This window comes from Streptomyces sp. NPDC050085, assembly GCF_044460595.1.
Taxonomy (GTDB): domain Bacteria; phylum Actinomycetota; class Actinomycetes; order Streptomycetales; family Streptomycetaceae; genus Streptomyces.
The window spans coordinates 490,462-508,294 of the sequence record NZ_JBITJZ010000004.1; the positions used below are offsets into that span (position 1 = coordinate 490,462).

18 protein-coding genes and 2 pseudogenes are annotated in these 17,833 nt (G+C 71.6%); 13 read left to right on the top strand and 7 right to left on the bottom strand.

Annotated features, from left to right (window positions below; all coding sequences use genetic code 11):
• The first annotated feature begins 14 nt into the window (after nucleotides 1-14).
• Nucleotides 15-3,224, top strand: a complete 3,210-nt coding sequence (locus tag ACIBUY_RS18370; protein ID WP_365579510.1) for a tetratricopeptide repeat protein — start codon at nucleotides 15-17, stop codon at nucleotides 3,222-3,224.
• Nucleotides 3,225-3,248: 24 nt separating this feature from the next.
• Here the strand turns inward: ACIBUY_RS18370 and ACIBUY_RS18375 are convergent, their stop codons facing one another.
• Genes ACIBUY_RS18375 through mca form a run of 3 tightly spaced genes read right to left on the bottom strand, consistent with a single transcriptional unit; the run spans nucleotide 3,249 to nucleotide 4,993 of the window.
• Nucleotides 3,249-3,833 (bottom strand): dihydrofolate reductase, encoded by a 585-nt coding sequence (locus tag ACIBUY_RS18375; RefSeq protein ID WP_365579508.1) that lies wholly within the window; start codon nucleotides 3,831-3,833, stop codon nucleotides 3,249-3,251.
• A 46-nt stretch (nucleotides 3,834-3,879) separates the two neighbouring features.
• On the bottom strand, nucleotides 3,880-4,119 hold the full coding sequence (locus tag ACIBUY_RS18380) for a hypothetical protein (RefSeq protein ID WP_365579506.1): 240 nt from the start codon (nucleotides 4,117-4,119) through the stop codon (nucleotides 3,880-3,882).
• Nucleotides 4,112-4,993 carry a mycothiol conjugate amidase Mca gene (gene mca / locus ACIBUY_RS18385; RefSeq protein ID WP_365579504.1) on the bottom strand — a complete coding sequence of 294 codons (882 nt, stop codon included), beginning with the start codon at nucleotides 4,991-4,993 and terminating at the stop codon, nucleotides 4,112-4,114. Before mca ends, ACIBUY_RS18380 begins: the two co-directional genes overlap by 8 nt.
• A 126-nt stretch (nucleotides 4,994-5,119) precedes the next feature.
• Between mca and ACIBUY_RS18390 the strand changes: the two genes are divergently transcribed.
• On the top strand, nucleotides 5,120-5,527 hold the full coding sequence (locus tag ACIBUY_RS18390; protein ID WP_365579537.1) for a DUF4307 domain-containing protein: 408 nt from the start codon (nucleotides 5,120-5,122) through the stop codon (nucleotides 5,525-5,527).
• A 157-nt stretch (nucleotides 5,528-5,684) separates the two neighbouring features.
• Nucleotides 5,685-6,182 carry a transcription elongation factor GreA gene (gene greA, locus ACIBUY_RS18395; RefSeq protein ID WP_365579502.1) on the top strand — a complete coding sequence of 166 codons (498 nt, stop codon included), beginning with the start codon at nucleotides 5,685-5,687 and terminating at the stop codon, nucleotides 6,180-6,182.
• Between the two features lie 69 nt (nucleotides 6,183-6,251).
• On the opposite strand, the gene ACIBUY_RS18400 is transcribed toward greA, so the two are convergent.
• The 3 genes from ACIBUY_RS18400 to ilvA form a co-directional block, all read right to left on the bottom strand.
• Entirely contained in the window at nucleotides 6,252-7,109 is an 858-nt protein-coding gene (locus ACIBUY_RS18400) for an ABC transporter permease (protein ID WP_399153059.1), read from the bottom strand.
• Nucleotides 7,106-8,086, bottom strand: a complete 981-nt coding sequence (locus tag ACIBUY_RS18405) for an ATP-binding cassette domain-containing protein (RefSeq protein ID WP_365579190.1) — start codon at nucleotides 8,084-8,086, stop codon at nucleotides 7,106-7,108. The genes ACIBUY_RS18400 and ACIBUY_RS18405 overlap by 4 nt, the downstream gene beginning before the upstream one ends.
• A gap of 188 nt (nucleotides 8,087-8,274) precedes the next feature.
• Nucleotides 8,275-9,504, bottom strand: coding sequence for a threonine ammonia-lyase (gene ilvA, locus ACIBUY_RS18410; protein ID WP_399153060.1), 1,230 nt, complete (start codon nucleotides 9,502-9,504; stop codon nucleotides 8,275-8,277).
• Nucleotides 9,505-9,679: 175 nt separating this feature from the next.
• Here ilvA and ACIBUY_RS18415 point away from each other — a divergent pair, with 175 nt between their 5' ends.
• The 3 genes from ACIBUY_RS18415 (at nucleotide 9,680) to ACIBUY_RS18425 (ending at nucleotide 10,982) form a co-directional block, all read left to right on the top strand.
• The gene (locus ACIBUY_RS18415) at nucleotides 9,680-10,168 is read left to right on the top strand and encodes a MarR family transcriptional regulator (RefSeq protein WP_365579196.1); all 489 of its coding nucleotides are present in this window, start codon (nucleotides 9,680-9,682) and stop codon (nucleotides 10,166-10,168) included.
• 83 nt (nucleotides 10,169-10,251) lie between these two features.
• Complete coding sequence (locus tag ACIBUY_RS18420) at nucleotides 10,252-10,731, top strand: sigma factor-like helix-turn-helix DNA-binding protein (protein WP_365579186.1); 480 nt, start codon at nucleotides 10,252-10,254, stop codon at nucleotides 10,729-10,731.
• The gene (locus ACIBUY_RS18425; RefSeq protein WP_365579184.1) at nucleotides 10,728-10,982 is read left to right on the top strand and encodes a hypothetical protein; all 255 of its coding nucleotides are present in this window, start codon (nucleotides 10,728-10,730) and stop codon (nucleotides 10,980-10,982) included. The genes ACIBUY_RS18420 and ACIBUY_RS18425 overlap by 4 nt, the downstream gene beginning before the upstream one ends.
• Nucleotides 10,983-11,004: 22 nt before the next feature.
• Here the strand turns inward: ACIBUY_RS18425 and ACIBUY_RS18430 are convergent, their stop codons facing one another.
• Entirely contained in the window at nucleotides 11,005-12,174 is a 1,170-nt protein-coding gene (locus ACIBUY_RS18430; protein WP_399153061.1) for a cystathionine gamma-synthase, read from the bottom strand.
• A 55-nt stretch (nucleotides 12,175-12,229) separates the two neighbouring features.
• Between ACIBUY_RS18430 and ACIBUY_RS18435 the strand changes: the two genes are divergently transcribed.
• The 7 genes and pseudogenes from ACIBUY_RS18435 to ACIBUY_RS18465 all read left to right on the top strand — a co-directional run.
• Entirely contained in the window at nucleotides 12,230-13,327 is a 1,098-nt protein-coding gene (locus ACIBUY_RS18435) for a hypothetical protein (RefSeq protein WP_365579180.1), read from the top strand.
• A 165-nt stretch (nucleotides 13,328-13,492) separates the two neighbouring features.
• The gene (locus ACIBUY_RS18440) at nucleotides 13,493-15,100 is read left to right on the top strand and encodes a M48 family metalloprotease (protein ID WP_399153062.1); all 1,608 of its coding nucleotides are present in this window, start codon (nucleotides 13,493-13,495) and stop codon (nucleotides 15,098-15,100) included.
• Nucleotides 15,100-16,170 carry a hypothetical protein gene (locus ACIBUY_RS18445; RefSeq protein WP_365579176.1) on the top strand — a complete coding sequence of 357 codons (1,071 nt, stop codon included), beginning with the start codon at nucleotides 15,100-15,102 and terminating at the stop codon, nucleotides 16,168-16,170. Before ACIBUY_RS18440 ends, ACIBUY_RS18445 begins: the two co-directional genes overlap by 1 nt.
• 118 nt (nucleotides 16,171-16,288) lie before the next feature.
• A complete protein-coding gene (locus ACIBUY_RS18450) occupies nucleotides 16,289-16,666 on the top strand; it encodes a nuclear transport factor 2 family protein (protein ID WP_365579174.1) in 378 nt (125 codons plus the stop codon).
• A 112-nt stretch (nucleotides 16,667-16,778) separates the two neighbouring features.
• The gene (locus ACIBUY_RS18455) at nucleotides 16,779-17,294 is read left to right on the top strand and encodes a DinB family protein (RefSeq protein WP_399153063.1); all 516 of its coding nucleotides are present in this window, start codon (nucleotides 16,779-16,781) and stop codon (nucleotides 17,292-17,294) included.
• A gap of 13 nt (nucleotides 17,295-17,307) precedes the next feature.
• Nucleotides 17,308-17,607 (top strand): annotated as a pseudogene (locus tag ACIBUY_RS18460) (DUF4291 family protein); the annotation flags it as partial.
• Between the two features lie 123 nt (nucleotides 17,608-17,730).
• Nucleotides 17,731-17,829: pseudogene (locus tag ACIBUY_RS18465) on the top strand (ATP-binding protein); the annotation flags it as partial.
• Between the last annotated feature and the right edge of the window lie 4 nt (nucleotides 17,830-17,833).

The following is a 17,833-nucleotide window of genomic DNA, read 5'->3' on the forward strand; positions in this document are numbered from 1 at the left end:
GAGGGGGACCGAAGATGCGAGACAGCCATCGGGCGGAGGCCGAGCGGCTGTTGGCCCGGGCCGTGGAGGAGGAGGTGCGGCGCTCCGGCGGGCGGACCGACGGGAGCGTGCTGCTCACGCGGGCCCGGGGCGCGCTTGACGCCATGGGGCAGGCCGCGGCCGAGGAGTACGCCGCGTACACGCGGGCCCTGGACGAGGCCGAGGCGGGGCAGATGTCGTTCGGGGAGCGGTTCGCCAAGGAGGGCGGCTCGACTCCCCTGATGGTGGCCGGAGTCGGCGCCGTCACCGCCGTGGTGGCGGACATCGCGCTCGGCGCCGGGACCGGAGTCGCCGTGGGCGCCGGGGCGGCGGTGGCCGTGCTCGGGGCGGCCGCGACGGTCGCCAAGGTGACCGCGTCGCACCTGCCCGCGGCGAGCCGCAGCGCGGGCGCGCGCAGCCAGCCGGGCGGGCCCGAGCAGCTGCGGCTGCAGTGGCTGACGGCGCTCGAGGTGCGGGGCATCCGGCCGTTCCTGGATCAGCAGCGGGTGCTTGCCGCGAGTACGGGCACGACGAAGAAGTCGGCGACGCCGGGCCTGCGGCGGACCGACAAGAGCGCGGCCGCGCGGCGCAGGAGCGTACTGGAGCAGTCCTTCGGTCAACTCCCCGAGCCCGAGGGGCCGTTCGCGGGGCGGCGGGCCGCGATGTCGCGGATCGCGCAGTGGGTGCACGCGGCGCGGGCCAGTACGCAGACGCGGCCGACGGTCGTCGTGCTGCACGGGTCGCCGGGCGCGGGGCGCACCACGCTGGCGGTGCGGGCGGCGCACGAGCTGCGGGACCAGTTCCGCGGGGCGTGCGTGGTGGATCTGCGCGGGGACCGGGCGGACGCGGCGCCGCTGTCGACGCGGGACGCGCTGCTGCATCTGCTGAATCGTCTTGGCGCGCCGCGCGAGCAGCTCCTGTTCCGGGAGCGTTCGTCGCAGGAGCAGCAGGTCAAGCGGCTCAGCGAGCTGTACCACCAGCATCTGACCGGGCTGCCGGTGACGATCGTGCTCGACGACGCCGAGGATGCCCAGCAGGTGCGGACGCTGATCCCGGAGCGCTCGGACAGCCTGGTCATCGTCACCGCCCGCAAGCCGCTCGACCTCGGCGAGGACACCCCCGCGTGGGTGCACCAGCTGCCGGTGGAGGCGCTGGACGCAGCGGGCGCGGAGGAGCTGCTGCGCGACGCCGCGGAGGACGCGAGCGGCCCCTACGATGCCGAATCGTCCGATGCCGTACGGGAGTTGTGCGGCGGGCTGCCGCTCGCGCTGCGGATCGCGGGGTCCGCGATCGGGCCACGGACCACGCGGCAGCTGGCCGCGGACCTGAGCGCGTACGGGCCGGTGGAGCCGGTCGAGCGCGTGCTGTGGCTGCGCTACACCGACCAGTCGGAAGCGGCCCGGCGTCTCCTTCGCCGGCTCGCGCTCGCCGGGCGGGCCTCGCTCGGCGCGGCGGCCGCCGCCGCCCTGCTGGCCACGGCCGAGCCGGAGGCCACCCGGCATCTGGCGGCGCTGTCCCGCGCGGGCCTGATCGACCACGTCCGCGGCAGCCGCTACCGGCTGCACGACCTGGTCCGCGCCTTCGCGCAGGCCCGCCTCGCCGACGAGGAGGAGCCGGCCGAGCGCACGGCGGCGCAGGAGCGCCTGATCCAGAACTACGCGGAGTTGGCCGACGCGGTGATCCGCATGGTCGACGGGAACATGTCGACGCGGGCCGGGCAGCCGGGCCCGCACGGCTTCACGTCCCTGGACGCGGCGCTGCGCTGGCTGGACGACGAGTCGAGCTTCATCACGGCGGCGCTGCGGCACGCGGAGGGCGTCAACCAGACCGCGGTGCTCGGCCTGCTCGGCGCCCTGTGCGACTACTGCCTGCTGCGGGGCGACCTCTACCGCCTGGGCGAGATCAGCGAGTTGACGCAGGCCATCGACCAGGGCCTGCTCGTGCGCTCGGTCCAGTGGCGCACGGGCATCGCGGCCCGCCAGCTCGGCGAGCTCGACAAGGCGCGCACGACGCTCTCCTCGGTGGTCGACCTGTACCGCGAGGCCCACCACCAGGCGGGCGAGGCCCGCGCCCTGTGCTCGCTCGGCATCACGCTGCACCACCAGGGTCAACTCACCGAGGGTGCCGCCAAGTTGAGGGAGGCCCTCGACCTCCAGACGACCCCGGAGACGAAGGGCGACCGCGGCTGGACGCTGCACGCGCTCGCGGCGGTGGAGCGCGACCGCGCGCACGTACGCGAGTCCCTCGACCTGCTCACCGACGCGCTCGCCCTGCACCGGGAGAACGAGTCGCTGCACGGCGAGGCCTGGGCCCACTTCCAGCTCGGCCAGCTCTGCCTGCGGATGGGTGAAGTGCCGGGCGCGGAAGAGGAGTTGAGGGCCGCCCTCGACCTGTACGGGCGTACGCGCGACGGGCGCGGCGAGGCCTGGGCGCTGACCCAGCTGGCGCGGGCCCGGCTGGTGGACGGCGACGCGTCGGCGGCGGTCGACGGGCTGCGCCAGGCGGCGTCGCGCCACCGCGAGAACGAGGACGCGCGCGGCGAGGCCTGGACGTACTACTACCTGGGCCAGGCCCTGGAGGAGAACGGCAAGCTCGACCAGGCGGTCCGCGAACTGGAGCGGTCCCGCACGATGTTCTCCCGGATGCGCGACGTGTACGGCCTGGCGTGCGCCCGGCACCACTCGGCGCGGGTGACGCGGGACCAGCGGGCGGCGCAGACGGGGTCGCTGCGCAACTCCGGCTTCGCCCGTCAGCTCCTGGTGGACGCCCGCGCCGACTTCCAGCGCATCGGCGTCGCGCACGGCGAGGCGTGGACGTGCCTGGAGCTGGCGGTCGTCGACGCGGGCAACGCCCGCCTCCAGCAGGCGCTCGCCCTGTGCGAGGAAGCGGCGGCGCTGTTCTCCTCGTACGGCGACCGCAGGGGCGAGGACTGGGCGGCGTTCCTGCGCTGCACGCTCCTGCCGTACGCCTCACCGGGCGGTTCGGAGATCGGCACGGCCGTCGCCCAGGAGGAGCTGGCCCAGCTGTCCCGCACCGCGAACCCGACGCGCGACGGCAAGCTCGACGACTACGTGGAGGCGTACGGGCTGCTGCTGGAGCGGGGTGTCGACCTGGACGCGGGCTGGCAGGCGTGGCGGCTCGGGATGGTGCCGAACCGGCATGCGCGGGACGTGATGGGGGTGGTGGTGGAGCGGACGCGGCCGTGACGGGCGGAGCTGGAGGCTACGGAGCTACGGCTTGCGCACCCGGTACTGCAGGTGCAGCACCCGCTCCCCCTGGATGACCACGTGCGGGTCCTCCAGGAGCTGCTGGGCGTCGGCCGGGCCGAAGTAGCGCTTGCCGGAGCCGAAGAAGACCGGGGCGACGTCCATGGCCACGATGTCGACGAGGCCGAGCGCGAAGGCCTGGCCGCCGATGTCGCCCGCGGTGATCGCGACGGCACGGCCGCCCGCGAGGTCCTTGGCGCGGGCGACGGCCTCGGCCACGTCGGTGGCGAAGTGGTAGTGCGACGCTTCGGGGTGCCAGTCGGCGGGCCGGGGCCGGTGCGACACGACGACGACGTGCTCACCGGCGGGCGGCTGCGCGTCCCAGCCGTTCGTGAGGTCGAACAGACGCCGGCCCATGATCGTCACGCCGAGGCTGTCCCACATCGGCCTCGTGTACGCGGCGGACGCCTTGGAGACGCGGAAACCGCCGCCGTCGGACAGCGGCTGGTCCCCGTTCCCGTACCAGTCGAACAGCGGGCCGACCTGGTCCTCGGCATCGGCGATGAATCCGTCGACGGAGACGACTGCGTGCATCAGTACAGGGCTCATACCTGTACGACCGCACGCAGTCGCGAAACTCATCGCACCCCGGCGGTCAGGCCGAGCTGCGGGCGTCGTCGCCGGGGACCGCCGCGGCCTGCGCGTCGGGCTTCTCCTTGAAGTCGACCTTGCGCATGTGCTTGTTCATCGACTTCATCAGACCCCAGACGGCCAGCGCCATCACCGCGAAGACGATGAAGCCGAGGACACCCGGAGTCACCTTGTTCTCGTCGACCTCCTGGGCGGCCAGGGGGACGAGATGGGTCAATGCCAGATTCGAAGTCACATCAGGCATTCTGGCGCACGCCCGCGAAGAGGTCGTCCTCGGGGAGGGAGGTATCGACGAGCGACTTCGCCAGCTCGTACTCCTCCGTCGGCCACACGGCCTTCTGGATCTCCATCGGGACGCGGAACCAGCCGCCGTCGGGGTCGATCTGCGTGGCGTGCGCGATGAGCGCCTTGTCGCGGATCTCGAAGAACTCGGCGCACGGCACGTGCGTGGTCAGCGTGCGCTCGACGCGCTCGAACTCGTCCCAGCGCTTGAGCCAGTCCCCGTACGGGGACTCCAGGCCACGGTCGAGCATCGCCTGGTGCAGGGCCTCGGTGCGCGGGCGGTTGAAGCCCTGGTTGTAGTAGAGCTTCTGCGGCTGGAAGACCGGGCCGAACTCGGCCTCGGGGTACTTCTCGGCGTCGGCCGCGCCGTCGAAGGCCACCATCGTGATCTTGTGGGTCATGATGTGGTCGGGGTGCGGGTAGCCGCCGTTCTCGTCGTAGGTCGTGATGACCTGCGGACGGAAGGAACGGATCTGCTTCACCAGGCGCCCGGCCGCGTAGTCCACGTCCTGGAGGGCGAAGCAGCCCTCGGGCAGCGGCGGCAGCGGGTCGCCCTCGGGCAGGCCGGAGTCGACGAAGCCGAGCCAGTCCTGCTTGACGCCGAGGATCTCCCGGGCCTCGTCCATCTCCTTCCTGCGGACCTCGTGGATGTGCTCCTCGATGTACTTGTCACCCTGGAGCTTCGGGTTGAGGATGGAGCCGCGCTCGCCTCCCGTGCAGGTCACGACATGCACGTCCACCCCCTCGGACACGTACTTGGCCATGGTGGCCGCACCCTTCGACGACTCGTCGTCGGGGTGCGCGTGAACGGCCATCAGTCGCAGCTGCTCAGTCAAGACAAGATCCTCATGAGATAAGGCGCCCTCGGTCATCCGGCGCAATGTGCGGCTTCTATAGTGACCGAACCGGGGGGCGGAAAATTCCGGCGCCCGGATGGTGCCGGGCGGATCGAGAGGAACTGGCTGATGAGCGCCGTGCAGCAGCGGCCCGAGGGCCGTTACGGATCGTCGCGCTCCGCCGATGCCCGCGCCGACCGCAAGCTCAAGATCGCCGCGATCGTGCTCGGCACCCTCTTCGCCGCGCTGATGTGCTGGTTCGGCTGGTACTACGTCGCGGGCAACAAGTTCAGCGGCGAGGTCATCGCCTTCAAGGCCTACGACGACAACGTCAAGGTCCACCTCGAGATCCGCAAGGACTCCGGCACCAGCGGCTACTGCACGATCCGCTCGCAGGACGCGGACGGCGCCGAGGTCGGCCGCGCCGACTTCCGCTTCACCGAGCACAAGGACCGCATCGACAAGGTCGTCACGCTGCGCACCACGGGCGGCAAGGGCACCACCGCCGAGCTGGTCGGCTGTCACGCCGACTGATACCTCGTGGCTGACCTGCGTTGACGTAAAACTGATGCCTTATGTCCTCCCCCTCAGGTCGGGGAATTGTTAGGCTCGTGGTTTCGCCCACCCGTGAGGGAACATCCTTCTGGGTAGGGCGATGCTTTGTATTCCCAGTACCTACGAGGAGCGACCTGTGACCCAGACCAGCGAAGACGTCACCTGGCTGACGCAGGAGGCGTACACCAAGCTCAAGGACGAGCTGGCGTACCTGTCTGGTCCCGCGCGCGAGGAAGTCACGCAGAAGATCGCGGCGGCGCGCGAGGAGGGGGACCTGCGGGAGAACGGCGGGTACCACGCGGCCAAGGAGGAGCAGGGCAAGCAGGAGCTCCGCATCCGCCAGCTGACCCAGCTCCTGGAGAAGGCCAAGGTCGGTGAGGCCCCGGCCGCCACCGGCGTGGTCGCCCCCGGCATGGTCGTCACGATCGCTTTCGACGGTGACGAGGACGACACGCTGGACTTCCTGCTCGCCTCCCGCGAATACGCGAGCTCCGACATCGAGACGTACTCGCCGCAGTCGCCGCTCGGCTCGGGTGTCAACGGCCAGAAGGTCGGCGAGGACGCCCAGTACGAACTGCCGAACGGAAAGCTGGCCTCGGTCCGCATCCTCAAGGCGGTGCCGTACAACGGCTGACGCACCGCGCGTCGTACGTGACGACGAGGCCCCCGCAGCGACACACGCTGCGGGGGCCTCGTCGTGTGCTCAGGCCGCCCTGCGGTACTTGCGCACCGCGAGCGTCCGGAACACCACGATGATGATCACCGACCAGATCAGCGAGGCCCAGACCGGGTGCTCCATCGGCCAGGCGCCGGTCACCGACTTGGGCACGCCCTCGATCGTGTTGCCGAACAGCTCGCGGGCCGCCGCCACCGTGGCACTGAAGGGGTTCCATTCGGCTACGTACTGAAGGAACCTCGGCATGCCGTTGACCGGGACGAACGCGTTCGAGATGAACGTCAGCGGGAACAGCCAGATCAGGCCGCCCGACGTCGCCGCCTCCGGGGTGCGCACGGACAGGCCGATCAGGGCGCCGATCCAGGTGAACGCGTACCCGAGCAGCAGGAGCAGGCCGAAGCCGGCCAGCACCTTGCCGATGTTCTCGTGGGTGCGCCAGCCGACGAGCAGGGCCACGACGGCGAGCACCGCCAGCGTCACGGCCGTCTGCACGAGGTCGGCGAGCGTGCGGCCGGTCAGGACCGCGCCGCGCGCCATGGGCAGCGAGCGGAACCGGTCGATCAGGCCCTTGTGCATGTCGTCCGCGATGCCCGCGCCCGCACCGGCGGTGGCGAACGTGACGGTCTGCGCGAAGATGCCCGCCATCAGGAATTCCTTGTAGGCACCGGCGCTGACGCCGGCGCCCGGAATGGCGATCGAGCCGCCGAAGACGTACGTGAACAGCACCACGAACATCACCGGCTGGATGATCCCGAAGAGGATCATCTCGGGGATCCGGGTCATCCGGATCAGGTTGCGCTTGGCGACGACCAGCGAGTCCCGGACGGACTGGCCGATGCCGCCCGCCGCTCGGGGCGCCCGCACGGTCTCGGTGACGGCGCTCATGTGCCGGCCTCCTGCTCGTCCTGGTCGGCTTCCTCGGCCACGTGGCCGGTGAGGGAGATGAACACGTCGTCGAGGGTCGGGCGGCGCAGGCCGATGTCGTCGATCTCGACGCCGCGCGTGTCCAGCTCGCGGATCACCTCGGCGAGCAGCTTGGCGCCGCCGCTGACCGGGACCGTCAGCCTGCGGGTGTGCTCGTCGACGGTGTGGCCGCTGTCGGACTTGGCGAAGCCGCGCAGCACTTCCCGGGCGACCGCGATCCGCTCGGCGTCGTGCACGACGACCTCGACGCGCTCGCCGCCGGTCTGCGCCTTGAGCTGGTCGGAGGTGCCGCGGGCGATGACGCGGCCGTGGTCCACGACGCAGATGTCGTGCGCGAGGTGGTCGGCCTCTTCCAGGTACTGGGTGGTCAGCAGCAGGGTCGTGCCGCCGTCGACCAGCTCCTTGATGACCTCCCACAGCGCCTGCCGGTTCACCGGGTCGAGGCCGGTGGTCGGCTCGTCCATGAACATCACCGGCGGGGAGACGACGAGTGCGGCCGCGAGGTCGAGGCGGCGGCGCATGCCGCCGGAGTACGTCTTGGAGGGGCGGTCGGCGGCGTCCGCCAGGTTGAACCGCTCGAGCAGCTCGACCGCCCGGGCCTTCGCCGCCTTGGCCTTCATCTGGTAGAGCTGGCCGACCATCTGCAGGTTCTCGCGACCCGTCAGGTATTCGTCGACGGCGGCGAACTGGCCGGACAGGCCGATCGAGCGCCGCACCTCGTTCGGATGCTTCAGTACGTCGATGCCCGCGACGACCGCCTTGCCGCTGTCCGGCGTGAGCAGGGTCGTCAGGCAGCGCACGGCCGTGGTCTTGCCCGCGCCGTTCGGCCCGAGCAGTCCCAGGACGGTGCCCTCTGGAACGTCCAGATCGACGCCGTCCAGAGCCCTTACGTCGCCGAAGGTCTTCACCAGGCCTTCGGCGTAGATGGCACCTGGCATGTCGCTCCCCCATGGGGTGATGAGTCTGCTTCGTGGGACTTGTGCACTTGTGGGACTTACGTCAGGAAAGTCTAGGTTCGCCGAGGTGACGCCGCCCAGCGAACGAGTGACACGCGACACACGCTAACGCGATGTATCGCGTATCTTCAATCGCTTTTCTCAAGTCGAATTCGGCTGATGCCCGAGAGTCAGCCGATGACCGTGTAGCCCGCCTCGCGCAGCGCGTCGCCGACCTGCGCGCAGTGCGCGGGACCCTTGGTCTCCAGGTGCAGGTCCACCTCCACCTCCGTGAGCCCGAGCCGGGGATCGGTCCGCACGTGGCCCACGTCGAGGACGTTGGCGTCGGCCACGGACAACACCCCGAGGAGCGTGGCCAGGGCGCCGGGGCGGTCGGTCAGGCGCAGCCGCAGCGAGAGGTAGCGGCCGGCCGCGGCCATGCCGTGGGTGAGGACGCGCTGCATCAGGAGCGGGTCCACGTTGCCGCCGGACAGCAGCGCGACCACCGGGCCCTCGAAGGTCTCCGGCTCGCTCAGCAGCGCCGCGACGGGGCTCGCGCCCGCCGGTTCGACGACCAGCTTGGCTCGCTCCAGGCACAGCAACAGGGCGCTGGACAGGGCGTTCTCCGACACCGTACGGACCTCGTCGACCAGGTCGCGGACCAGCGTGAAGGGGACGTCTCCCGGGCGGCCCACCTTGATGCCGTCGGCCATCGTCGCCGGGGCCGCGATCGCGACCGGGTGCCCGGCGGCCAGCGAGGGCGGGTACGCGGCCGCGCCCGCCGCCTGTACGCCGATCACCTTCACGTCGGGCCGCAGCGCCTTGACCGCGACCGCGATGCCCGCCGCGAGGCCGCCGCCGCCGACGCCGAGGACGATGGTGCGCACCTCCGGGCACTGCTCGAGGATCTCCAGGCCGAGCGTGCCCTGGCCCGCGACGATGTCCGGGTGGTCGAAGGGGTGGATGAAGACGGCACCGGTGCGCTCCGCGTACTCCTGGGCGGCGGCAAGCGTCTCGTCCACCACCTGCCCGTGCAGCCGCACTTCCGCGCCGTAGTCCCGGGTCGCGGCGACCTTCGGCAGGGGCGCGCCGACGGGCATGAACACCGTGGAGCGCACGCCGAGGAGCGAGGAGGCGAGGGCCACGCCCTGCGCGTGGTTGCCCGCGCTGGCTGCCACCACCCCGGCCGCGCGCTCCTCCGGCAGCAGCCCGGCGATCCGTACGTACGCACCGCGCAGCTTGAAGGAACCGGTCCGCTGCAGGTTCTCGCACTTGAGGTGGACCGGGGTGCCGAGCAGCTGAGAGAGGTGGTGGCTGTGCGCCATGGCCGTCGTCCGTGCCACCCCGGAGAGCATCTTCTGGGCGCCGCGCACATCGTCCAGAGTGACGGCGGGCAAGGAGTCAGATGCGCTGTAGCTCATGACCGAAGTCTCGCAGCTCACGCCGCAGGTGACTCGGCAAGTTCACGCTGCGAGACCGGATTGCGCAGCGCAGGTACAGCCAGCGCTTTCGCCGCGTACCCTGTGCCCCAATCCAGTGCAATCCACCACCCACGCATGAAGTGAGCCCCCGGCCATGCCCACACCGCAGGAAACGATGGACATGACGACCGCCGGCGACACCGGCCTCCTCGAAACGCTGCAGCACGAGGTGGCGGTCTTCGCCCGTCGCGCCGAACAGACCCGGCTCGGCGGGGTCGGGCAGGTGCGCAATTCGATGGACCGAGCCGCGTATCTGCTGCTCAACCGTCTCGACAAGGAAGGCCCGATGGGCGTCAAGGCGCTCGCGTCGAGCATGGGGATCGACTCCTCGACGGTGACCCGTCAGGTCGCCCCGCTCGTCGACACCGGCCTCGTCAAGCGCACCTCGCACCCGGAGGACGGCCGTGCCGTGGTGCTGCAGCTGTCGCCGCGCGGTCTGTCGCGCCTCGACGAGGTGCGCTCGTCCCGGCGGGAGCTGATGGCACAGTTGACGCAGGACTGGGAGCCGCAGGAGCGCGAGCAGTTCTGTGCGCTCCTGACGCGCTTCAACACCGCCCTGTCCGCACGTCAGGCGGGCCAGCCCGCGCCCCCCGCCGATTCCTGACACTCCCGACGCCCGTCCGCGCGTATGCAGCGCCGCGGCTCCCACCTCTTGACCAGGGGACCGCGGCGGGCCTCATATGAAGCGTGCACGAACGGCAGGCGGCCAAGGACGCCCGTCGGGCCCGCGAGTTCGAGGCGTTCGTCGCGGGCGCGGGCGGGCGGTTGCTGCATGCCGCGACACTGCTGACGGCCGAGCCGCACGACGACAATCCACGGGCACGGAAGCTGCTCACGGCCGCCCTCGCCCGAACGTATGCCTCCTGGGACCGTCTTCGGGGTGAGGATCCCTACGACTGCGCCCGGCAGGAACTGGCCGTCCGGTTCGCGCGCGGCGCCTGGCACCAACACCGCGGGCACGGCGGCGTGTTGGGGCACCTGTCGCCGCAGGAGCGGCTGATCCTCGTCCTCCGGCTCTTCGAGGGCGTCGGCGAGGAACAGGTGGCGGCGCTGCTCGGGCTGCCGATGGAGCGCGTACGTGCGGTACAGGCGCGCGCGATCTCCCTCGTCCTGCATCCGCCGCGGGGCCCCGCGCCCGCCGAACTCCCGGGACCGGCAACGGCATGAGCTCTCAGGAACGCAAGGAAGCGACCGTGCGGGCCGCGCTCGATGCGGCGCCGCCGCCCGTGGTGCCCACCGAGCTGTACGCGGAGGCGGTGCGCCGGGGCACTCGTGCGCTGCGGCGGCAGCGGGCCGTGCGGCGGGTGATGTGGACGGTGCTGTTCGCGGCGGCGGTGGCGTTCGTGGTGTGGGCGACGATGGCGCGCCCGTGGGTGGAGCCGCCCTCGAAGACGACTCCACCCCTGACCGGTTGGTGAACTTCCCTGCGGACAGCGGCCGCTACTTGCCGCCGAGCGCCTGCTGGAGGTCGGCCAGCAGGTCGTCGGCCGACTCGATGCCGACCGAGATGCGCACGAGGTCGGCGGGCACCTCGAGGGCCGAGCCCGCGACGGACGCGTGCGTCATGCGGCCCGGGTGCTCGATGAGGGACTCGACGCCGCCGAGGGACTCGCCGAGCGTGAAGAGCTTGGCCCGGTTGCAGACCTCGACGGCCGCTTCCTCGCCGCCCTCGACCTGGAAGGAGACCATGCCGCCGAACGCCTTCATCTGCTTGGCGGCGATCTCGTGGCCCGGGTGCTCGGGCAGGCCCGGGTAGAGGACCTTCGTCACGCGCGGGTGGCGGGTGAGCATGTCGGCGACGCGCGTGGCGTTCTCGCTGTGCCGGTCCATGCGCACGGACAGCGTCTTGATGCCGCGCAGCACGAGCCAGGAGTCGAAAGGCCCGGCGACCGCGCCCATCGCGTTCTGGTGGTACGCCAACTCGTCACCCAGGGAAGGGTCGTTGACGACGAGCGCGCCGCCGACGACGTCCGAGTGGCCGCCCATGTACTTGGTCATGGAGTGCACGACGACGTCCGCGCCGAGCGCGAGCGGCTGCTGCAGGTAGGGGCTGGCGAAGGTGTTGTCGACGACGAGGCGGGCCCCGGCCTCGCGGGCCACCTGGGCGACGGCGGCGATGTCGGTGATGCCGAGCAGCGGGTTCGAGGGCGTCTCGACCCAGACGGCCTTCGTCTTCGGGGTGAGTGCGGCGCGTACGGACTCGACGTCGCTCGTGTCGGCGACGGACCACTCGACGCCCCACCGCGAGACGACCTTGTCGAAGAGGCGGAACGTGCCGCCGTACGCGTCGTTCGGGATGACCACGTGGTCGCCCGGGCTCAGCACCGTGCGCAGCAGGCAGTCCTCGGCGGCCAGGCCCGAGGCGAAGGCGAGGCCGCGGCGGCCGCCCTCGATCGCGGCGAGGTTCTCCTCCAGGGCGGTGCGGGTCGGGTTGGCGCTGCGGCTGTACTCGTAGCCTCCGCGCAGGCCGCCGACGCCGTCCTGCTTGTACGTGGAGACCTGGTAGATCGGCGGGACGACGGCGCCGGTGACGGGGTCTGCCGTGTTCCCGGCGTGGATGGCGGTCGTCTCGAACCCTCGTGGGGCGCTGTGGCTGTGCGTGTCGCTCATGTGGCCCGAGAGTAGTGCTCCGCGGCGGGTGGGCGTCCTCGGTTAGCTTGTAGGTATGGGAATTCTCTGGGTCCTGATGGCCGTGCTGATGATCGCCTGGGTGGTGATGCTGCGGCGGCGCGGCGGGGGCGGGATCCGTCAGGTGGCCCCGGGTTCCCCGGATGCCGCCGATCCTGCGGACTACGGCTTCGTACGGCAGGAGGACCTGGACGTCCGGCTGCCGGGCCCCGACCAGGACCTCCTGGACGTGATGGCCGTCGTACAGCGCAATCAGGATTTCACGGCGGCTTCGCAATTGCTGGCCGGGACCGGCAGGGAGACCGAGGCGCGCTGGGAGCGGGTGCAGGCGATCGCCGGGGCCGCCGCCATCGAGCTGCAGCAGACGCCGCGGCTGGGTGCCGGGTGGCTGCACGCGTGGCGCTCGCAGCAGCCCAAGGACGCGGGCGGGGCGCAGGTCTTCGCCGAGTTCCTGGTGCAGCAGGCCTGGCGGGGCGGTGGGACGGCGGACGAGCAGCGGATCATCCTGGAGGAGGCGCGCGGCGCCTGTGAGCAGGCGGCGCTCCTCGCACCCGGCGACCCGGTCCCGCACATCACGCAGCTCGCGGTCGCGCGCGGGCTCGGCTACGCGCAGCCCGAGTTCGAGCAGCTGTGGCTGAAGATCCTGGACACCGCGCCCGGCCACATGGGCGCGCACCTGGCGGGGCTGCGCTACTGGACGGAGAAGTGGCACGGCTCGCGCGAGGAGGCGTTCGCGTTCGCCGAGGCGGCCGCGGCGCGCGCCCCGCGCGGTTCGCTGCTGGCCGCGCTCCCCCTGTTCGCGCTGTACGAGCACATGCCCGATCTGAATCTGGTGCGCGGCTTCTACGAGAGCGAGGTCGTCAGCAAGGCCCTGCACGGCGCGCTGTTCGCGGTGCACGCGGCACGCCCCGACGACCCGATGCTCGCCCACGTACGTCATCTGCTGGTCTTCTTCCTTGTGCGCAGCGGGCGTTGGGCCGAGGCGATGCAGCAGGTGGTGCACGTGGACGGGTACGTGGGGGCGATCCCGTGGACGTCGGAGTCGGATCCGGCGGGCGCGTACGCGCAGTACCGGGCGCTTGCGGTGGCGGGGTTCGAGGCGAACGGCGGAAGCCCGGCGTCGCTGCGGCACTGACCTTGGGCTGACCTGGGCCGACCTGGGCCGACGCGGCCCGGCCCTGCTGTGTCATACTCCCGTTCCCCCCACACGTATCTGCTGCTGCCTGCCTTCTGCCTGCCTTCCTGAGGTCTGCTGATTTCCCGTGGGGGGAACCGCCCGATGGGCTCAACTCTGCGCGCCGTGCGCGCTCTCGTGCTGCTGCTCGGCTTCTATCTCGTCGGACTCGTGCTGCTCGGCGCCCTGGGGGCGGCCGACTGGTGGCTGATCGCGGACAGCGGGCACGGGATCGCCGCGCTCAAGGTCGTCTTCCTCAGCCTGGTCGTCGGCGTGCCGATCCTGCAGGGCATGTTCGCGGTGCGCGGCCCGCGCTTCGAGCCGCCGGCCGACGGGGTGCGGGTCGACGAGGCCCAGGACCCGCGGCTGTGGGCGGCCGTCCGGCGGCTCGCCGAGCAGACCGGCACCCGCGGCCCGGACGAGATCTATCTGGTGCCGGCCGTGAACGCCGCCGTCTACGAGAAGTCGCGGCTGCTCGGCCTGTTCCCCGGGCGGCGCGTGCTGCTGATCGGCGCCCCGCTGCTGAGCGGGCTCGACGAGGCGCAGCTGATCTCCGTACTGGCCCACGAGTTCGGCCACTACTCGCACTCCGACACCCGGCTCGGCGCGATCAACCGGCGCGGCTTCGAGCAGATCTCCCGCACCGTCACCACACTGCTGGCGCGTTCGGCGGCCCGGGTCGAGGACGAGCGGTCGAAGGCGGAGGAGAAAGAGGCGCGTCGCGTCGCCAAGGGCAAGTCGGCGCGGGCGGTCAACACCGGCTCCGCGGGCCTGAGTTTCCGTCTCGCCGCCAAGCCCTTCATCTGGTACGGAAAGTTCTACGTGCGGGTGATGCGGGGCACGATGCGCCGCCAGGAGTACGCCGCCGACCTCGCCGCCGCGCGGATCGCGGGCCGCACCGCGACGGCCTCCGCACTGCGCGAAATCCCGGTCCTGGACGCCGCGTTCGGCTTCTACATGCAGTCGTACGCGAGCCTCGGCGCGGGCGCGGGCCTGCTGCCGCCGCAGGGCGAGGTGTACGGCGGGCTGCACCACCTGCTCCAGGCGCGCTCGACCGAACTGGACGAGATGCGGGGGAAGTTGCCGCAGGAGGAGCTCTCCGTGTACGACACGCACCCGCCGATGGCCGACCGGGTGGCCCGCATCGAGGAGCTCCCCGACGACGGGCGCGAGCCGGGCGCGGCCGGCTCCGCGATCGGGCTGCTCACGGATCCGGTGGCCGCGTTCACGGCCCTGGAGCAGGCGTCGCTCACCCCGAAGGCGCTCGGGATGCGCCGCACCGCCGACTGGGAGCAGCTCGTCCACGAGTCGATGACGGCGTACGCCGCCGAGGCCGCGCGGCCGCTGCGGAAGGCGGTGGGCGAGGTGACCGGCGGGGACGGTTCGTTCGACTCGGTGCTCGCGGCGATCGAGTCCGGAGCGCTGTGGCAGGTCGCGGACCGGCTGCCCAGGTCCGCGCAGGCGGCGGCAGCGAAGGGCCGTGCGGCACGCGAGTTCGCCCGACCCCAACTGCACGGCATGCTGCGGAACTTGACCGTCGCCGAGCTGGTCGGGCGCGGCGCCGCGCACTTCGAACTGTCCTGGTCGGACTCGGCGTTGCTGCGGCTGCACGACGCCTCCGAGGAGCAGCTCGCGGGGGCGCTGGACGCGGCGGTGGCGGACGTGCCGGACACGACCGGCCTGCGGGAGCTGCTGGCCCCGGCGGGCAGCACACGAGCGCAGGAGGCGATCTGATGGGCTTCTTCCGGAACCGGCGCGGGGCGGGCCCGAACCGCGTCGGCTCGTTCAGCGACAAGCAACTCGCCGCTGCTGCACGGCAGTTCGCTCTCACGCCGGTCGAAGAGATCTCTGCCGACGAGGCGATGGCCCCGGACCCGCTGAGCGAGCAGGCCAAGTCGGCGGTACGGGCAGGGAATTGGCAGGCCGGGGCCGCGTATCTGGCCGACGCGGGCCGCGACTGGGCGGAGCGCAACCGCCGCGCCAACGCCCTCGCCGCGGAGGCCGTCGAGGACGACGCCTGGCTGCTCGCCTGGCGCACCGCGCGGCGCGACGATCCCGGGGCGGCGCTCGTCAACGCCCGGTCGCTGGTCGACCTGGCGTGGACGATCCGCGGCGGCGGGCTTGCGGGGGCCACGACCCGGGAGCAGTTCGACGGCTTCCACCGGATCCTCGCGCAGGCCCGCGAGGCGTTCGACGCGGCGCAAGCGCTGGCGGGCGACGACCCGTGCCCGTTCATCGCCGAGCTGCCGCTGGCGATGGGGCTCGGCGATCCGCACGAGAGGTTCGAGGCGATCTGGGCCGAGGTGGACAAGCGCGATCCGCACCACGTGGCCGCGCACCGCACGGCGCTGCAGTACTGGTGCGCGAAGTGGCGGGGTTCGCACGAGGCGGCGGAGGCGTTCGGCAGGGCGGCCGCGGCGAAGGGCCGACCCGGGCAGTTGCTCTCCACGGTCGTCCTGGACGCGTACTTCGAGTACGAGATCACGGACGAGACGCTCAACCCGGGCACGTACTACCAGCAGCCGCACATCGTCGCGGCGACGGACGCGGCGCTCACCGACGTGGCCGCGGCGCACGCGGCGAACCCCCACGACCGGCTCCTCCCACCGGCCCGCCACATGCTCGGCTACTTCCTGTACTGGCAGAACCGGTACGAGGAGGCCCTGGAACAGTTCCGCGCGGTCGACGGGTACGCGGGCACGACGCCGTGGTCGTACTACGGGGACACGGCAGAGCGGTACGCGAAGGTGCGGGACTATTGCGCGGCGCAGGTGGTGGCGCTCCGGGCGGGGGCCGGTTCCTGACGGGCGGGTACTTCTGGTGGCGGCACACGACCAGTGCTGTGACCGGGATGGTTCACCGCGTTCGGGAGACGGCCCACGGGACGAGCGTGGTCCGCAGGGCGACTGGTATTACTGGTGCATGCATGAAGAGACCGCGCGGGCCGCGATCGACACATTCATCTCCGCGTTCAACGCCTCGGACGACAGCTATGTGACCGCGCTGCTCTCCCAGGCCCTCACCTCGGACGTGGTCTTCTGGGGGCCGTTGGGCCGCAGCGAGGGGATCGAGGCGGTCGAGCGGTTCGTGCTGGACATCCGGCGCCACCCCGCGGGGACCGGCACGATGGTGCGCTGTTCGGCGGTGGACATGCCGGACGAGTGGGCCCGGTACCAGTGGGTCTTCACCACGCCGGACGGAGGCCCCCGCCTGGCGGGAACGGACGTCGTCCATCTGCGACGGAGCCTCATCGACCAGGTCATCGTCTTCGCCGGGGAGATCGAGCCGTCCGCCTCCTGAGCCGTTCCGGCGCCACCGGAATGCCACCCGTGGGGCCGCGCACGCGCCCGCCCGCCCCGCTGTATCGAAATCCAGATGCCGCGGGACCCCGCTCCTGGCTAGCGTCCACCCCATGACGCCTTCGCTTGAACGCCCGCCCCTGCAGCCCGACGAGCGCACCTCCCTGGTCGGCTGGCTCGATCTGCAGCGGCAGATCCTCCGCTGGAAGTGCGAGGGGCTGAGCGAGGAGGACGCGCAGCGCGCCGTACTCCCGTCCTCGCCGCTGACCACGATGGCCGGGCTGATCACGCACATGAGGTGGACGGAACACACCTGGTTCGAGGTGCTGTTCCTCGGCGGCGACCAGTCCGCGAACCCCGCGTTCGACGAGAAGAACGAGGACGCCGACTGGGATACTCAGGGCAAGACGCTCGCCGAGCTGCTCGCGGCGTACGAGGCGCAGTGCGCCCGGAGCAACGAGATCGTCGCCGCCGCGTCGCTCGACGACGTGGGCCGGCACCCGGACTACCGCTCCGGCGCCGCGAACCTCCGCTGGATGCTGACCCACATGGTCGAGGAAACGGCCCGGCACGCCGGGCACGCGGACATCGTCCGTGAGCTGCTCGACGGGTCGAAGGGCTACTACTGAGCGGCTGGTGCACATGAAGTCACAACCCCGGCACGAGATCCGGGCGCGCTACACCCCGTCCACGGTCACCGTCTACCAGGCCTACCGCCCGGAGATCGGCCTGCCCGCGGCCTGTCGAGCTACACGCGCGGCGTGCACACCGATCAGGCGTCCTGGAAAAGGGAGTTGAGGCGCGCACCCGCCCGGGTCCAGTGGGACCCCGAGCGTGATCTGCATCTACGGCCCCTGCCTCACCGGTCGTTGCAGCTCGGGCTGTCGGGGGAAGCGGTACGGCTCTACGCGGACGAGTGGCTGGCATCGGTGCGGGATGTGGACTCCGCGGGCCGGGCCGGTTCCGCGGGAGCGGGCGTATCCGGGGCAGGAGCAGTGGCTGGGGCACCTGATGGCGGACCGCCGCTCGGGGTGAGGCGGGTGCTCACAGCCCGGCTCCGCCGCCATCTGCGCCCACGGCTACGAAGTCCTGCTCTGCGCGGTCGAGTTGGTGACGAACGTCATCGATCACGTCGGCGAGGGCACGCCTGTCTCCGTCCGCGTGTACC

Bases quoted from the DNA above. Each gene is read 5' to 3' on its own strand.
- ACIBUY_RS18370 (WP_365579510.1), top strand. From the start codon at position 15: ATGCGAGACAGCCATCGGGCGGAGGCCGAGCGGCTGTTGGCCCGGGCC.
- ACIBUY_RS18375 (WP_365579508.1), bottom strand. From the start codon at position 3,833: ATGAGCCCTGTACTGATGCACGCAGTCGTCTCCGTCGACGGATTCATC.
- ACIBUY_RS18380 (WP_365579506.1), bottom strand. From the start codon at position 4,119: ATGCCTGATGTGACTTCGAATCTGGCATTGACCCATCTCGTCCCCCTG.
- ACIBUY_RS18400 (WP_399153059.1), bottom strand. From the start codon at position 7,109: ATGAGCGCCGTCACCGAGACCGTGCGGGCGCCCCGAGCGGCGGGCGGC.
- ACIBUY_RS18405 (WP_365579190.1), bottom strand. From the start codon at position 8,086: ATGCCAGGTGCCATCTACGCCGAAGGCCTGGTGAAGACCTTCGGCGAC.
- ilvA (WP_399153060.1), bottom strand. From the start codon at position 9,504: ATGAGCTACAGCGCATCTGACTCCTTGCCCGCCGTCACTCTGGACGAT.
- ACIBUY_RS18415 (WP_365579196.1), top strand. From the start codon at position 9,680: ATGGACATGACGACCGCCGGCGACACCGGCCTCCTCGAAACGCTGCAG.
- ACIBUY_RS18425 (WP_365579184.1), top strand. From the start codon at position 10,728: ATGAGCTCTCAGGAACGCAAGGAAGCGACCGTGCGGGCCGCGCTCGAT.
- ACIBUY_RS18430 (WP_399153061.1), bottom strand. From the start codon at position 12,174: ATGAGCGACACGCACAGCCACAGCGCCCCACGAGGGTTCGAGACGACC.
- ACIBUY_RS18435 (WP_365579180.1), top strand. From the start codon at position 12,230: ATGGGAATTCTCTGGGTCCTGATGGCCGTGCTGATGATCGCCTGGGTG.
- ACIBUY_RS18445 (WP_365579176.1), top strand. From the start codon at position 15,100: ATGGGCTTCTTCCGGAACCGGCGCGGGGCGGGCCCGAACCGCGTCGGC.
- ACIBUY_RS18450 (WP_365579174.1), top strand. From the start codon at position 16,289: ATGCATGAAGAGACCGCGCGGGCCGCGATCGACACATTCATCTCCGCG.
- ACIBUY_RS18455 (WP_399153063.1), top strand. From the start codon at position 16,779: ATGACGCCTTCGCTTGAACGCCCGCCCCTGCAGCCCGACGAGCGCACC.